General features: G+C 38.5%; 13 protein-coding genes. 2 read left to right on the plus strand and 11 right to left on the minus strand.

What is annotated here, in order from left to right; all coding sequences use genetic code 11:
* Nucleotides 1-241 precede the first annotated feature (241 nt).
* Nucleotides 242-2,341 (plus strand): LTA synthase family protein, encoded by a 2,100-nt coding sequence (locus KQI58_RS09825; protein ID WP_216408709.1) that lies wholly within the window; start codon nucleotides 242-244, stop codon nucleotides 2,339-2,341.
* Between the two features lie 39 nt (nucleotides 2,342-2,380).
* On the opposite strand, the gene KQI58_RS09830 is transcribed toward KQI58_RS09825, so the two are convergent.
* From KQI58_RS09830 to pbp4, 7 genes are all read right to left on the minus strand, one after another.
* On the minus strand, nucleotides 2,381-4,267 hold the full coding sequence (locus tag KQI58_RS09830) for an endonuclease MutS2 (protein ID WP_216408711.1): 1,887 nt from the start codon (nucleotides 4,265-4,267) through the stop codon (nucleotides 2,381-2,383).
* 458 nt (nucleotides 4,268-4,725) lie between these two features.
* Entirely contained in the window at nucleotides 4,726-6,606 is a 1,881-nt protein-coding gene (gene asnB / locus KQI58_RS09835) for an asparagine synthase (glutamine-hydrolyzing) (protein WP_216408714.1), read from the minus strand.
* Nucleotides 6,607-6,948: 342 nt separating this feature from the next.
* Nucleotides 6,949-7,980 (minus strand): hypothetical protein, encoded by a 1,032-nt coding sequence (locus KQI58_RS09840; RefSeq protein ID WP_216408716.1) that lies wholly within the window; start codon nucleotides 7,978-7,980, stop codon nucleotides 6,949-6,951.
* The gene (locus KQI58_RS09845) at nucleotides 7,981-8,829 is read right to left on the minus strand and encodes a hypothetical protein (protein ID WP_216408718.1); all 849 of its coding nucleotides are present in this window, start codon (nucleotides 8,827-8,829) and stop codon (nucleotides 7,981-7,983) included.
* Nucleotides 8,830-9,048: 219 nt separating this feature from the next.
* Entirely contained in the window at nucleotides 9,049-10,086 is a 1,038-nt protein-coding gene (locus tag KQI58_RS09850; protein ID WP_216408720.1) for a DUF1002 domain-containing protein, read from the minus strand.
* Between the two features lie 201 nt (nucleotides 10,087-10,287).
* On the minus strand, nucleotides 10,288-10,470 hold the full coding sequence (locus KQI58_RS09855) for a hypothetical protein (RefSeq protein ID WP_216408722.1): 183 nt from the start codon (nucleotides 10,468-10,470) through the stop codon (nucleotides 10,288-10,290).
* 55 nt (nucleotides 10,471-10,525) lie between these two features.
* Nucleotides 10,526-12,553 carry a penicillin-binding protein PBP4(5) gene (gene pbp4, locus KQI58_RS09860; protein WP_216408723.1) on the minus strand — a complete coding sequence of 676 codons (2,028 nt, stop codon included), beginning with the start codon at nucleotides 12,551-12,553 and terminating at the stop codon, nucleotides 10,526-10,528.
* A gap of 65 nt (nucleotides 12,554-12,618) precedes the next feature.
* On the opposite strand from pbp4, the gene KQI58_RS09865 reads away from it, so the two are divergent.
* A complete protein-coding gene (locus KQI58_RS09865) occupies nucleotides 12,619-13,161 on the plus strand; it encodes a guanylate kinase (protein WP_216408725.1) in 543 nt (180 codons plus the stop codon).
* On the opposite strand, the gene KQI58_RS09870 is transcribed toward KQI58_RS09865, so the two are convergent.
* From KQI58_RS09870 to KQI58_RS09885, 4 genes are all read right to left on the minus strand, one after another.
* Entirely contained in the window at nucleotides 13,141-13,800 is a 660-nt protein-coding gene (locus KQI58_RS09870; RefSeq protein ID WP_216408728.1) for a GNAT family N-acetyltransferase, read from the minus strand. The genes KQI58_RS09865 and KQI58_RS09870 overlap by 21 nt on opposite strands.
* Complete coding sequence (locus tag KQI58_RS09875) at nucleotides 13,790-14,701, minus strand: sce7725 family protein (protein ID WP_216408729.1); 912 nt, start codon at nucleotides 14,699-14,701, stop codon at nucleotides 13,790-13,792. Before KQI58_RS09875 ends, KQI58_RS09870 begins: the two co-directional genes overlap by 11 nt.
* Before the next feature lie 4 nt (nucleotides 14,702-14,705).
* The gene (locus KQI58_RS09880) at nucleotides 14,706-15,392 is read right to left on the minus strand and encodes a hypothetical protein (protein ID WP_216408731.1); all 687 of its coding nucleotides are present in this window, start codon (nucleotides 15,390-15,392) and stop codon (nucleotides 14,706-14,708) included.
* A gap of 74 nt (nucleotides 15,393-15,466) precedes the next feature.
* Nucleotides 15,467-16,792, minus strand: a complete 1,326-nt coding sequence (locus tag KQI58_RS09885; protein ID WP_216408733.1) for a dihydrolipoyl dehydrogenase family protein — start codon at nucleotides 16,790-16,792, stop codon at nucleotides 15,467-15,469.
* Nucleotides 16,793-16,992 lie beyond the last annotated feature (200 nt).

A 16,992-nucleotide genomic window follows, 5' to 3' on the forward strand; every position in this document is an offset into this window, starting at 1 on the left:
TAACTTCTCTCATATTTCTGCATATTATAGCATTCGCGAGATAATTCAGTACCTTTGGATGCTTCAAGAAAAGAATCATTTTAATCCATGAATCCTGTTTATTAAGATTTGCTTATGTTCTTCGAGATAACAGAAAGAAATGCTGATACATCAAGGGATTTTACGGTGATTGGTTTGACCTTCGATTAAAAAACCGATAAACTATTTAAGTATATGGAAAATAATGATGAGGAGCATGCAAATGTCTCGTTTTAAAAAATATAGTGAGTTTATAAATACTAGAATTGGCTTTTTCAGCCTATTAATCGGATTGCTCTGGCTGAAAAATATGTTTGCTTATGTGGTCGATTTTCATTTGGGCATTCAAAACCCGATGCAATTATTTATTTTATTAATTAATCCGCTAAGCGTTTCGATGTTGTTAATCAGTATTGGGCTCTTTATTAAACGTTCAAAGGTCGCTTACACGACGTTATTTATTATTTATGGGATTTTGTCGATCTGGCTCTTTTCGAATGCCGTCTACTATCGTGAGTTTACTGACTTTATTACGATCAATACAATGCTTGGCGCTGGTCAAGTTTCAACTGGTTTAGGTGAAAGCGCCGTTCGCCTGTTTCGATGGTATGATATTTTTTACATCTTAGATTTATTTGCTCTACCTGTTCTGCTTTTCAGAAAGAAAATTATCGTTGAGGAAAAACATCCGCGATTCCGTAAAGCGGCTGCTCTTTCTGCCCTCTCCTTGCTAATCTGCAGCGGAAATATTTTTCTGGCTGAAATTGATCGTTCCGGACTTTTGAGTCGACAATTTTCTCGGGAATATTTAGTGAAGTATCTTGGTGTCAATGCTTTTACCGTATATGATAGTTATCAAACCTTCCAAAATAACCAGATCCGAGCAGAAGCTAGTCCGAATGATCTGAAGGAAGTAAAAAGTTATATCAAAGAGCATTATGCTGAGCCTAATGATTCTATGTTCGGGATTGCTAAAGGTAAAAATGTGGTCTACATTCACTTAGAAAGCTTTCAGCAATTTCTGATCGATTATCAATTGCCTGATGAGAATGGTGTCAATCATACGGTGACCCCATTTCTAAATAGCCTGTATCACGGTGAGAGTACGTATAGTTTCGATAACTTCTTCCATCAGGTAAAGGCAGGTAAAACCTCAGATGCGGAAACGTTAATGGAAAATTCTTTATTCGGTTTGAATCAAGGGGCACTGTTCACTCAATTAGGAGATAAAAATACCTTTGAAGCAGCACCGAATATCTTAAACCAAAAAGCTGGCTATACTTCGGCTGTATTCCATGGACACTCCGCTTCTTTCTGGAATCGCGATAAAACTTATAAGCATTTAGGCTTTGATTATTTCTTTGATTCTTCCTATTATGATGTGAACGATGATAATTCCTTCCAATATGGGATGCATGATAAGCCCTTTTTAAACCAGTCGGTTCAATATTTGGAGCATTTACAGCAGCCGTTTTATGCGAAGTTCATAACTGTGTCTAATCATTATCCTTATTCTAGTTTTAAGAATGATGAAGATGGCTTCCCAGTGGCGAATACTAAAGACGAAACAATTAATGGATATTTTGCCACAGCGAATTACTTGGATACTGCTCTAAAAGAATTCTTTGATTATATGAAAGCTAGCGGTCTTTATGACAAGTCGATCTTTGTCTTATATGGCGATCACTACGGTATCTCAAATACACGTAATAAAGAACTGGCTTCCTTGCTTGGAAAGGATTCAGATAGCTGGACAGATTTTGACAACGCTCAATTACAGCGTGTTCCGTTTATGATTCATGTTCCTGGTGCAACAAACGGCGGCATTAATCACACCTATGGCGGACAAGTCGATGCCCTCCCTACTCTGCTTCATTTATTAGGGATTGATTCAAATAAATATCTGCAGTTGGGACAGGATTTATTTTCACCTGACCACAAACAGGTTGTCGCGTTTCGAGATGGGGATTTTGTTACACCACAATACACTTTCTACGGTGGAAAAATGTATGACAATCAAACAGCTCAAGTAATTGATGAACCAACACCAGAACAGGAAAAAACCTTTATTGAATTAAATCAGGCTGTTGACGAGCAATTGATCACCTCTGATAAAATCACAAACGGCGACTTGCTGAGGTATTATCAAGATAGTGGCTTGGATTCGATTGATCCAAGTTCATATGATTACCGCAACCAGAAAGAACGTTTGGAAGAAATCGAACGACAAAAAGGAGCACAGTCTTCTAGCTTGTATAGTGAGAACAATCAAAGATCAACAGTTGGTCTATATAAAACGAAATCCTATCAGCAATATGAGTAAAATAAAAAATCCTCCAGTTTTTTTGACTGGAGGATTTTTTTAGCCTTGTTTTCTTTGCAAGGCCTCTTTTCTTAATTTTCGTTGGGCTTTCTTCGAACCGCGATTAATATCACGACGTTCTTTGCGTGTATGGAAGTCTTCAAACAGATTTTCAAGCTCATAATCTGCTGGATAAAGTTCACTAGCCCGGAATTCAAGCTTGATTCGGCGCTTAGGCACTTCGATAAACTGATCATTCAAAAAGACTGTTACATTATCCGTAAATGGAACTTCCTGATAAACAAGGGCTGATTCCTGCTGCTCTAACAAGAAGATTTTATCTCCCTTATAATAGTTCATTTCAATAGACTCGGAGGTCTGCTTTTGGGCTTTCTTCTTAAAGCTTTTCTTTTCAAGACTATAATTACGATCTGTGAAATAATTTTGAGCTTTAGCGATAATCTGATTAGAGATCGCCATTTTCTTAGCAATCCACAAGGCATTACTTTCGCCGGTTTGTCCAATCAGTAAACGATATTTCGGTGTCAAATGCTCAGCATCAAAATCCATAGCTGCAGTAATGAAATCCGGATGCTGTTCAGCAAAACGCTTAATCTCACCGTAATGTGTGGTAGTAATTAAGATACTACCTTTTTGATAGAACTCTTCCATGATCGCAATCGCTAGAGCCGCACCCTCATTCGGTTCTGTCCCACTTCCTAATTCGTCTAATAAAACCAGGCTGTTCTTATGCGTTTGTCGTAGAATTTCGGAAATATTTTTCATATGTCCGGAAAAAGTACTCAAAGCATTCTCAATACTCTGAGCGTCACCGATGTCAACAAAGATCTGATCGAAAATGGCGATCTCTGTGCCATCTTTGGCCGGGATTTGTAAGCCAATCATCGTCATCAGCGTCATTAAAGCAACTGTTTTTAAAACGACGGTCTTCCCACCGGCATTTGGTCCGGTGATGGTTAAGCCGCGATACTCTTCACCGATGGTTAGATCAAGCGGCACAGCTTTTTCAATTAGCGGATGGGTGGCAGATACCAAGTGAATATACCCATCAGTATTTATCTCTGGTGTTATACCCTTTAACTCACGACTGAACTTTCCCCGAGCAAAAATGTGATCAAACTCAGCGATAATTTCAATATTTTGTTGAATTAATGGTAATGCTTCAGCTAGCAAGCCTGTCAAAGTCGCAAGGATTTGATATACTTCTGCTTCCTCCACCAGCTTATGATAGGTCAATTGCTCGTTCCAACGACTGACGCTGCTAGGTTCGATATAAGCAGTCGTTCCCTTACTGGAAAGCTCAACAATCGTCCCTTTGATCTGTTTCTTATAAGCTGATTTGATCGGTACTGTGAAAATATCGTTCCGTTTAGTAATAATCGCCTCTTGCATTTTCTCTTTATTTTGACGAATAAATTTCTTCAATAATTCTTGAATTTTATCTTGTGTTTCTGCAATATCTCGCCGTGCACGACGTAGTTCACGACTGGCATCATCAGCAATTCGACCATTACGGATCACCTGATAAATCTCTGCCTCAATTTCATTAAAATCATTTAACCCTAGAGCATAACGATTCAATGTTGGAGCAATACTTTGGTTCTTCTCGAAGAATCGCTGAATCAAACGTAGACTACGTAAGAAGTCTGCGTATTCTAATAATTCTTGAGGAGTTAGGACAAACCCTTTTTCAAGTTGATTAGTGATATGCTCGATGCTTTGCAGCCCCATAAATGGTACATGCAGATTGCTATCAAGTAAGTTTTTGGCTTCGGTTGTTTCTGTCAGCCTTTTTTTAACAACTGAAAGCTTAGAATGTGGCTGTGTCGCTTCTATAAGTTTCTTACCAAAACTGCTAATTGCATAGCTGCTTAGTTGTTGTTTGATTTCATTAAATTGGGTTTTTGTATATGTTTCGTTATTCATGGTCTCTTCCTTTCGATTGAAAAGACACCTATCGAGGCTTAGGGAAACTTAGCAATACTGTCTTATGAATTTCGTATACATATGATTTTATCAGCTATGCGGGTACGTATAAACAGACTCGCAGCTAGCTCACTTAAAAGAATTATTTTTCCAAAAAGCGGAAAAATAATCTTATCTTCGTACGCATACGATTCCACTAGGTGCGCTGAAGCGCACAGTGGAAGTCGCAAAAAAAGCTGTGAAGATTCCTCTTCACAGCTTGAATTCGAGTTCATCAGCTTTGATAGGTATCATCTAATTTGGCATGCGAAATAAACCTGTTAAAACAGTCTTTTTTTCGCTATCAAGTTACTCCAAATTAAATAACTACACTCACCAAGACACCTCATAATTTTTGTTAAGTTTCCTTATTCCTAGTCTAACCTGACTGAATATTTTTGTCAAATCCAGTTAAACAATTACGCGATTGTGACTGGAACTGGTTTTACACCATCATTGATAAAGTACACTTGGTACCAAGTCAAGAAGGTATAAATTGTCCAAATCTTGCGACGTCCGTCTGCTGTTCCAGCGAAATTATCGTCAAGTAATTTTATGATCTTTTCTTGATCAAAGAACTCTTTGACAAAGTCTTGCGTAAAGACATCCCGTACGATTTGATAAAATTTCTCCTCACGCAACCAATCTTTGATCGGTACTGGGAAGCCTAGTTTTTCACGATTGTACCATTCCTCTGGTAAATGACGCGCTGCCGCTTGACGGAAGGCAAACTTCGTATTTTCGGCATTGATCAAATATTTGGTTGGTACAATCTCAGAGACCTTCATCATTTCTTTGTCTAGTAATGGTACCCGAACTTCCAATGAATTAGCCATTGCCAATTTGTCAGCTTTCAAGAGAATATCTTTCGGCATCCATTGGTGCATGTCCAAGTACTGCATTTTTTTGATTTCAGACATATCTTGAACTTTTTCGTAGTGAACATCAACAATGTCTTTGATCGTTGGACTTTGTTGGTATTCAGGCTGTAAATAGTCAACAGCTTCATCTTCTTCAAAGACCTTCGCTTGACCAATAAAGAACTCTTCCGCTGGTGCTAAAGAAGTGTACAAATGCAATGCACCTTTAAAGGTTTTGCCCTTCAATCCTTTAGCGATCGAGTAACGCATGCCTTTTGGTAATTTTTTCAAGCCTTCCGCTACAACCTTGACTGCTTTTGACTTTGTATTCATTCCATAAGCTTGGTACCCAGCGAACAATTCATCAGCACCTTCACCACTCAACGCCACCCGTACATCACGGCTAGCAAGTTCAGTTAAGAAATACAGTGGCACACATGAAGGGTTAGAATCTGGTTCATCCAAATGGTATTGGATCAACGGGAAGTATTCAAAGGCTTCATCACCGGTAACGACACGAGATGTATTATTTAAATCAATCAAATCAGCCAATTTTTTAGCTTCAATTGATTCGTTATATGATTTATCTCCAAATCCAATCGAATAAGAATGCTCTGGGCGTAAAACGGCCGTTACATAACTTGAATCCACACCTGATGACAAGAACGAACCAACTTCAACGTCAGCGATCCGATGCGCTTCAACTGATTTTTCAACTGTGTCATCAATCAAATCAACGGTTTCTTCCAAAGTCATATTGGTTTCTTGCTCTTTCACATCCCAATATTGCTGAATGTCTAACTTACCATCTTTGTAGATAAAATAATGGCCTTCTTTGATCCGATAAACATTTTTAAAGAAGGTTTCATCCAATGCTGAATATTGGAAGGTCATATAAGGCTTCAAAGCTTCCTTATTCAGTTCTTTGACAAAGTTTGGATGCTGCAAGAAGCTCTTGATTTCTGAGCCGTACATAAAGGTTCCATTCATTATAGCGTAATAAAGCGGCTTGATTCCAAAGTGGTCACGAGCACCAAATAATTCTTGTTTTTTCGTATCCCAGATCACGAAAGCAAACATGCCACGAATCTTTTGTAATAAGTCAATCCCATATTCTTCATAACCATGTAATAGCACTTCAGTATCTGCATGCGTTGTAAACACATGGCCTTTTGCGATCAAATCTTCGCGAATACTTTGGTAGTTATAAATTTCTCCGTTAAAGGTGATAATTTTTGTACCGTCTTCATTTTTGATCGGCTGTGTACCGCCCTCAAGGTCAATAATACTTAAGCGACGGAAACCTAAAGCGGCACCTTCATCAATAAATTGTCCAGCGCTGTTAGGTCCGCGGTGAACGATTGTATCCATCATATTTTTAACAATTTGTTCTTTTTGCGTTGTATCTGAACGGTCAATAAATCCTACAATTCCACACACAATCTCTACCCTCTTTCAAACATGGTAAACTGATACTCTTTCATATCAACTTTCAAAGTATATCATAGGATTTACGGACTTTCACGAGTGAACGTGATTTCCTACAAAAAAAGCTCAAAAATTTAATTTTTTTCAAAGGGAAAAGAATAGGGAGTTAAAATGAGTCGGATTTAGAAAGGCTTCTCGAACTCGCCCAGCTTTTGCTTATTGCTCAAAAGCTAAATCATGAGACTGAACATGGCTATACCTGCTTATTCATGTAAAAATTTAATCCTTTCCACAAGTAAAAAAACAACACGCATTTCACCAAAAGACTTTGGAGCAACACGTGTTGTTTCATTATTATTCAGTAATAGTCAAAGGTACTAAGAATGGATAGCTGCCAAAAAATTCGATCAATGATTTATTTTTACGATCGGTATTCAGCTTCAGGCTGCTAGACTCGTCTTGTGAGTTTTGCTCAATCGTTACCGTTTGATTCCCATCTAAAGCAATCAGATAGCTATTTTCATCAATCTTTTTGAAATCATAGTTTTCGTTATCCATAGTCGTAATAAAGATTCTGTCCAGCACATCAACTGGCGTCTTATGATGAAGATCTACCGTCAGATCTAATGGCTTACTATTGTCTAAAAGATTGTCATCAAACTCAAATCCTAGCTCTTTCATATGTGCCATGACATCATTCATTTCACGACTGAACATTGAATTTTGACCACTAGTGTAAATGTGCTTGTTGTAGCAATCCTTCAATAACGTCAAAACAGCTTCATCTAAAACGGTGACTTTCATCGTTTCTGGATAAACTTGCATTAGTTTAATTTTTTCATTGCGGAATTTACCATCAGAAGTCGGCATCATAAAACTAAAGTTGATAACATTCTCATTGGTTAAGCGATAAGAAAGATTAAAATGCTTGCTTTCCCAAGTAGAAAAATCATTTGTTGAAAGATAGAGACCATAATTTTCCAATGGCTTAATCAGTTCAAAGGTAATGTATTCCAATAGCGCGCCTTTTGCGATCGCTGAAATCGAAAACTCTTCTCTTAAAAAGATCTTTTTGAAGTAATCCAATAGCGTTGGAAAATCTGACTCCATCAATACTTTTCGGAATTTTAAATCAGCAATCTCTTTTTCTGCATCATCGATCAAACGAAGTAAATCTTGATAATTTTCATTGCGATTATCATAATAATTTAGGGAAGAATCGCTAACAGGTTTGGATTGTGGCGTTGCCTTAAAGGCTTCAACCGATTCCTCCGTCGTTTCATCGTCAGGGTGAAGAATTTCTTTCTCGCGAATATTCAAACCTGGTTCTTCAGACTCTACCAGTGCGTCATAGATCTGATTGATTTTATTCTTTTCTTCGGTCATTTATTCCGCCCCCCTGTTTAAGAAATCCTTGATAAAAATTTCAAGTGCGGCATCCATTTCTTCCAAACCGCCAAACCTTTTTTTGATCAAGCGCAGCTCTTTCAATGCGACAGCTTGTTCTAGCTCGATTCTGGCAATTTTACTCTCCAAAGCAATTTTTTGTGACTCTCCAGATAGCTGATCTCCCACAAAAGGTGTCCATTCGCTCCGCTGTCTTTTCAATTCCTTTAGCTTGTCATCGATTACTTCAATTTCTTCTTCGATTTTTTTGCGGTTCATAAAGCTTTTTGTTTCTTCAAGCTCAGCCTTCAGTTTTTCTTGATGTGCGATCTTACCGTTTATCTCACGTAACTCCGACTGAGCGGCAATGGTTTTTGCATCAAAATCATCCTGTTGGTTCTGAAGCTGTAATAATTCTTCTTTATAGTCACCATTCATGACCTTTTCCCATTGATCACGAATCTCAGGTAATATTTGTATAGTTGGTTGTGTAGCGTCGACTTGCAACACCGACCGATCTCGATAATAGCTACCAATCTGATAATTTATCAAAATTGGTGAAACGACATCCCGCATGATCATAAATGGGAACGTCCTCTGAATTTCTTGATCCAATTTACTTGTCAAAAAATTATCGATTTCATGGTTTGCATTACTGGATTGTTGAATCGAAGCTGGCAATTCATTCCAATAGATTTGGTAAACGTCACCCATACGTTCTTCTTTCATTGCCTCTTCCAACCGTTTGATCTGCCCCATCAACCCACCTAACACATCGGAAGCAGATTCCTTCACTGAATCAAATGATGTTTCAGTTTGAAGTTCTTCCTGTTTCTCTGGAGTCTCCATCTAAGACCCTCCTTCATTTTTAATAGTTAACTATATAATAAATATTACCATAATTATTATTGATACCATTCATTGAGAGAGAAAATATCTAAATATTTCCTTTAGAATCAGAAACCACTCCTCTATTTTACCCTAGCCGAGTGATAATGATAAGCATAAACTGTTGACATACGAAAAAAAAGATTGTGTCAAACTTAGAAAGTGACACAATCTTTTTGATTAATTTGTTAATCCGCTAAAAAAATCTTTAATTTGCTGCCACAAGTTTGCAAAAAATCCTTGATTATCTTCCAGTGTCCCTTTGAGTGAATCACCAAACTTCCCTAGTTGATCAGAAACTTTATTGACAGTTCCTTTAAAATCATCACTAATTTTATCTAGTTGTTGAATGGATTCCTTGTCTAACACGCCATCGGTAGTTTGATATTGTTGTGCAAGTGCTACTAATTTGTTGATATCATCTTTTGTCACGTACTGAGAAAGATTATTTTTTTCCAATGCATCATTGACGATTTTTTCAACGTCCTCTTTCGTCGCTAACTCGCTTTGTTTTTCCTTAAGCTCAGCCAGTTCCTTTTTAATGTCTACTAAAGTTTGGTTTAATTGTGCCTTGTAGGCTTCATCAGCCTTTTCTTTTTCACTATCCGACAGGTTTTGATTTTGACTTTGCTCATTTGCTTTGTTGACAACCGATTGTGAAACATCAGAAGTCGTGTCTAATTCTGTTTGTGCTAATTGTGCCCGCTCAGGATCAACAGTCTCACCATTCGATTCAAAAGCTTTGTACACACCTGTCAAAGCACTTTCACCTGTCACTTTTACCACGCTGGCAACCTTGACTGTCGCATCGGTAATCCCCGCCGTAACTAATGGATTCTTGTATTGATCTGCAGTAATTTGTGTAATATTTTGTGGGGTTAGAATGTTGACATTGATGCCTTTGCCTTGATCCTCACGATTCACCACCACAGAACTCAACATAACACTGTCATCACCGCTGCCATAGCCTAGGTATTTTACTAAATCAGCTCCAGTGGCTGTCTCCATCTTTACGCTATCTTGATTAATTCCTAATTTATCCATTGTTTCGTTTAATTGTTGTTGGTTCAAGCCTGCCCCGGCAACAAATGTTGGTTTTCCCCAACGTTCATTGATAGCTCCATCATCAGCCTCCGCATGAACTCTGGAAGTACCAAGTAGTCCAGCACCTAAAGAGAGCCCTATACCTGCTAATAAAATATATTTATGAAATTTCATAACAATGCCTCCTGTTTCTTGATAGTCTTATTTTAGCTGATTTACTTCTGTTTACTAACTCGGAACCCTTCTGTTTAAATAATTATTTACCAAACTAAGAATCTCTTAAGCTTTTTATCAGTCTTAAGTTGGAGGTAAATGTGAATCTTCCATGCTATAGAAAAAACTTCCCAACAAAAGCTGTTGAGAAGTTTTTGAGAATTACTTTTCTTTCGTCGTAAAATGGATCTTATCTTGGTCATCACGTTCCAAGTAAGTTGTTTCCTTCAGATAGCTAAAATGTAATTCTTTGATGCTGGTATCTTCCAGCATCTTTTCGTAGCCTTCAAAAATTGCTCGAATGTATTGTTTGTAAGCTTGTTTTTTTCGTTGTCGCTTGTTCATAAGACACCGTCCTTCTTGGTTATCTTACCAATCTACGGCTTTTCAGACAAGTATTTTATTGATAGGTTTGACTTAAATAGGTCAATAAATCTTTTGAAAGATCCGTTGCAGAGGTTCCTTCAGGCTTATTCTCTAGGAACTCAACCACTGAGTAATTCTGTTTTTCGGAATCAAAAGCATATAGGAAACTGTTTTCTTGTCCCTTTTCATCTTGCTTTTCTTTAATTTCTGCCGTACCTGTTTTTGCAGCTAACGGAATATTTAGCTCAGCTAAGCTGTGGGCCGTTCCGTTTTCATCACTGACCACCGCTTGCATATCGGCAGTAATCGTTTCAGCTGAGCTGGCTTTGATAACTTCTTTTTCATTTTTTGTCTCTTTGTCCGCAATCAGTTTAGGATAAACCATCGTTCCTTTATTAGGAAAGACAGAATAGGCAGTAATCTGTTGGATAGGATTAAGTAATAATTGTCCTTGTCCATAGCCAGTATCAGCGAGTAAGATTTCTGAGTCAAAACTATCTTTGCTAGATATTTGTGCTTCGTTCATTGCAATCGGCAAATCCAGTTCCTTGCCAAAAATGAATTTATTCAACCCAGCTCGGAAAGTTTTTTCACCCATTTTCAATGTCTCTTGTGCCATATAAATATTGTCAGAATAGACCAATGCAGTCCTTAAGTTGACTGGACTAACATCGGAGACGCGAGTCACCTGGTATGAACCCCAAGAACTATCTTTTTGCCATTTCAAACCATTAATTGCTAATTCCTCATTCGGATTCAAGGTACCAGCGTCCAGGCCAATTGCAGCAGTAATCGTTTTAAAGGTTGATCCTGGTGCATACCCATTTGCGAAACGACTCATAAAGGGCTGATTTTTATCATTGCTATATGCGTCGTAATCCGCTTGACTGATGCCATTAGTCATTTTATTCGGATCAAAACTTGGTGAACTTGCTGCCACTAATAGCTCACCTGTCTTTGGAGCCATCACTACACTTGAACCAGCTTGCCCGTTCAAACCGTTATAAGCGATTTGCTGAGCGCGACTGTCGATTGTTAATTTAACATTTTCACCATCTTTTTTGTCGATCTTCTGTAAGACCTTTTTCTCATTTCCTTTACTATCAGTGATTGCTAGTGATCCGCCATCTTTGCCTCGTAACTGTTTATCTAAAGCCATTTCTAATCCGCTGCGACCAATCAAGCTGTCGCTGGCAAGCTCGCTGTTTTTCTTCATATCCTCAGCAGTCACTTTGCCTACATACCCAATTAATTGCGCCGCTGCTTCCTTTAGAGGATACGTACGACCTGTTGCTTCTTTAACTTCTAAACCTTCTGGCGTGTCTTTTGGTGCATCAGCAGTAGTTTTTAGTGGTACAAAGAAATCATCTTGGACCCAGCCCTGTGCTAAAGCGGAATCTATGTCTTTAGCAGTAATATCTAAACTTTTAGCAATCGCTTCGATTTTAGCTGTCCGTTCTTCTCCAGTACCAAGATTTTTGGGAACGATTCCCGACTGGTAAACTGTTCCATTGACGGCAATACCTTGACCGCTACGATCTAAAATCTCCCCGCGAGTCGCTGGATCAACAGAATAGTTGACCTTGTCCTTGCCAGACATTCCAGGGAAAATCAAATTCGGTTTCCAGTTAATTTCTTTCCCAGCATCTGTCAACGTGCCAGAGTATTTTTGGTTACTTATTTTCCCAAAGCCTGTATTCACTGATAACTTGTAACTAAAATGATAGGTGTCACCTTTTTTATTTACCGTTAAATCCGTCATTTTGATATTTGACGCACTGATACCAGAAAAAATCGACTGGTACTTTTCGGCTACTTGTTTTTTTGAATAGCCGCTCGCCTTAACTGAATCAGCATTTAAATTTTGGGTAATGTCTTGATAATTCCCTTTTTGCAAGCTCTTAACAAAGGCTTTGACGGTTGTCTCCCCTTGTTTTTTTACTTGATTCGCTTGATAAGCGCGAACACCAAAGAAACCAGCTATCAGCAAAATAATAATCCCAATAATTATAATTGGCAGCTTCTTATTTGTTTGTTTTTTTGTACGTGTACTTCTCTCCATATAGGGTCCCCTCCCTAGCTTCTTTCGCCCAGTTTCTTTATACTATAAAAAAGGACGTGTTAATTATGAATCATTGTTACTTATTCATTGGACCAAGTGGTTCAGGAAAAACCAGCTTGGCTGAAAAAGCCTTCACTCCTGAACAAAAAGTTATTTCGTATACAACGCGCTCCCCACGTGAAGGTGAGGAACATGGACGTGACTATTTTTTTGTATCAAAAAAGAAATTCAAGCAAATGGTCAATAATGACCAATTTGCGGAATACGATGTTTATGACGAAGAATTTTACGGCATTGCCAAATCAACTTTACGAAAATCTTTGGCTGCCGGTGACTGCTATGATCCGATCACCACGACCGGTTTTATCAACCTACATCGAATTTTTGGTGATCAAATGGTTCCTATCTGGATCAATATTTCGCAAGAAACAATGATCGCTCGCCTTGAAAAAAGAGCAACAACTGAAGAATTAGAACGCCGTTTAGCAATTTTTCAAGAGGATGTAGAAAGCCTTGAACGATTGAAACAATTTTCCAATCTAATTATCATCAATGGTGAAGCCACACTTGACGAAATGCTCCTTCAATTACATCGAGCTCTGGATTAATTGAAAAGCTTTGCGTTCTCCGTGTTCAAATGGAAAATAGATCATGCCGCAATAAACAAATCCTAATTTTTCGATCAAACTCAACATCGGCTGATTAGCAGGGTAGGTATCGATCCGAATGTCTTTAAATCCCAAAAGTTTAGCCTGCTGAATGGCTGAGTTCAACAGTGTTTTTCCTAGCCCCATTCCACGATAATTTTGATTAACTGCGACATGGTGTAATGCTACATAAGGTCCATTCCCCTGCCACTTCCCATCGATTGCTTCATAGATAGGGTCCTCTTCAGCAAGCAGCGCGACCGTCCCAACGATCTCGCCTTTTAGAGTCAGCACATAGCTGGCTTTTTTTCGTATATCTTCGCGAATCACTGCTTCGTGAGGCTCGTGGCCATTTTGCCATTGTGGTGATCCTTGATCCTTCAAATATTGTTTGGCCTGATTGATAATGACACCAATCTCTGGAAGATCCTCATAGGTACTCAACCGAAAATCAAAATCCTGTTCCTTTAGATCGCTAGTTTTTGCTTCGTTGCCAAAGGTTATGATCGTCTCCGCATCCTTTTTGCCCAGAATACCTCCTAAGACTTCCCCCATTTGCTGGGCTTGTCTGACAATAAAATCTTCATCTTCATATCCCATTATTTTTCCATCCTCTCTGCCAATGATCACCGTGTTCTAAATAGGCCCCGATCAACTCCAAATGGTGTGCCAATGACCATTTCTTGATTGTTCCCAAGCCAGGGAATTTCTGTGTTTCTCGATAGTGCAGTAATTCTTCTAAACCAATAGTTAGTAAGAGCTGATCCTGATTACGAAAATACCATTCAGATAACTTTTCTAATGCTTCAAAAAATTTTCCACTTTGATCCTGCGCGGATTCATTGCTGTCTGACACAAAGTGTTTGACTCTAATATTAAAGTACGCATCAAAATAGCTAATATGAATAGCAATCGCACGACTTGGACCACCTTTGTCAAAATAACGACTGCCTTCAATCGTATAATCGCTAAAGCCCTTTGATTCAGCGGATAAATAGAGATGCTCATCGCTATAAAAATCATCCACTTTTTCAGCATAATTGGCAACATTTTTTTTTGATTGAAAGGCTTCTCTGAGTAAAATTTTATTTGGCACATCTAAAACTCTAAATCTTCCCTGATCAGGGATAACAGACAGTGCGGTATTCGGAATAGCTAAATCCTTTATTTTACGCGAGGAATGTGCGTTAAAAATATAGAGTTCAGCCTCAAATGGAGTCTCCTTTGTCACGATCTCTGCTGTTTTAACGCTGGACTCTGAACTCACCTTCCATTCAAAGCGTCTTTCTGCAAAAAGTTTAGCTGTACCAACTTGCGGGTTCGTAATTAAATAACAAACAAAATTTTCTCTATCAAACAACTCAATTGTCTTTTTTAGTGTCGCCGAATCACGAACAGGCTCGATGATCGGCCGAATTTTGTTCGACCAGCGAGCTTCCTTAATCAACGTATTAACTGCAAGCAGGTCGAATTGTTTACCGCGTAAATAAGGATAATACATAGGCTCACTCCAATGGTTCAGTCGGACGACGCCGAACCTGTCTTTGCTGACGTAAAAACTCATAATCTTGCTCTAATGCTCGCAGCTCTTCTTCTAAACTTTCGATGCGAGCCGCTTGAACATCTTCAATAAAGCGCTGATAGTAATTATTCTCCTGTAGGCTATCCTTCTCATCCAAACGCCGACGCAATTCTTTATAAAGCTGTTCTGTCGAAAAAAAGCTTGTGCCATAGGACATGCGTTTAGCTTTTTGAACCTCGCGAAACAACGAAGCCATAAAGCGTTGAGTAAGAGCAGTTTCTTCAACCTGCAAAGCTCTTTTTACTGGCTTTTTTGCAACAAAAAAGGTTCCCTCAGCAGGAAGTTCATCTGCCTCAGTGTAAGGTCGGTAAACTAAGACTCCAATCTCACTTGGAATGTCCTCCATTACCTTCAAATAGAGTTCTTCCGTTAAAACAAAATAATTGTAATGTCCGATAAAGGAAAGTTTAGCTTTTGAGTAAAAATCGGCTTTTGTCACCTTAAGCTCATAACAACGCCACTCTGTTGTATTTGGTTTGAAAAAGCAAGCTAGCGTATCGACAATTCCTTGATCTTCTGGCATTGTGACTTCCTCAACGACGATGCCACCGAGTTCAATACAATAATAATAAAGTGCCTTTTCAATTTCTTGCGTTAGTGTTGTTTTCATTTTCTCACCATGGGAACGTATTTTCGTAAACTTTAGCATAATTGTACAAAAAAAAACAGAGGGTACCCTCTGTTTTAAATAAAATATGAAAGATCACTCGCTGGACTTGGATAGGCAAAGATAAATTTTTCAATTTCTTCGTGTGTCATTTTCTTTGTTAAAGCGATCAAGAGATAATTGATGACTTCATCCGCTAGTTGGCTCAAACAAGTAATAGCAGCGATTTTATCTTCTTCGTCATAGACAAATTTTATCTTTGCTCCTTGATCGTTGATTCGGTGATACGTGTACCAGCTGGACAAATCCATTGTTTGTGAATGGTATTTTTCCGGATGAGCAGCAAGTTCTCTTTCACCTACACCTAATCGTGCGAGACGTTGATCGCCAAAAACAATGGTTGGAATTAATGGATAGTCGATCGCTTCGGTAGCCTCCGTCATAGCCTTAACAACATAGCCTGCTTCAAAACCAGCTACAGGAGTCAGTTTGGGTTGGCTTTTCGCTACAACATCTCCGCATGCGAAAATATTTTGCTGTGTCGTACGTAAATGATCATCAACTTTTATTCCTTTTTTGTCATAAGCGACATCGGCTTTTTCTAAATTCAAGCCTTCCACATTTGGTATTCGACCAGTGGCTCCAAAGACCATATCGGTAATTAATTCAAAATTTTCACCACTGATACGATATTGCGGATGCATCAGTTCTACTGCTTTTGTGTTTACATTAAAATGAAAATGAACACCAGCTAGTTTCATATGCTCCACTAAAGCTGACACTAACTCTTGATCAAATTCTTTCAACGGACGATCATTGTGATGTATGATATGGACCTCTGAGCCAGCAGCACTAGCAATCACGGCTAATTCGAAAGCGATATAACCTGCACCGATAAAAGCAATTTTTTTAGGTAAATGCTCCAAAGCTAAAAAATCGGTACTGCTTTGCAGCAGATCTTGTCCGTCAATTGGGAGTACTGATGGGCGTTGTCCAGTTGCGATCAGAAATTGATCTGAAGCTAGAATTTCATCATTAACAATGATTTGATGGGTATCAATAAAGCTAGCCTGTCCCTGATAGCGATCAATTTCCGCTGCGTCTAACCCATCTTTAGTATTTTGGGGAACACTGTCTGTATAGCTTCGCTTAAAGGTCATCAAATCTTCCCAAATGATTTTAGGTGTTTGTTCAAAGCCATTGCCAACCATTGTCTCAATCCGCTTTTGCGCTTCTACTCCACTCATCAGCATTTTTTTTGGATCACAGCCACGATTAGGGCAAGTACCGCCCCATAAATCAGATTCGACAACTGCTACTTTTTTTCCAAGCTCTTTGAAACCATAAGCAGCGGAATTTCCAGCAGGTCCGCTACCAATTACAATCACATCATATTTTTCCATTGTTAGCCCTTCTTATTCGTAATAAAGTAATTATTTTTTGAAATGCGCAAAAAATAATTCGTATCCTCATGCCGCATACCATTCCACTAAACCTTCCTGTTTGTAATTACAGCACCCTGTTACAAAAGACTGTCCGTTTCGATAACTGCAAAAAGTGGAACTGGCATCTTATTCGTAATAAAGTAATTATTTTTTGAAAT

Source organism: Enterococcus raffinosus, assembly GCF_018917525.1.
In the GTDB taxonomy this organism is placed as follows: domain Bacteria; phylum Bacillota; class Bacilli; order Lactobacillales; family Enterococcaceae; genus Enterococcus_A; species Enterococcus_A raffinosus_A.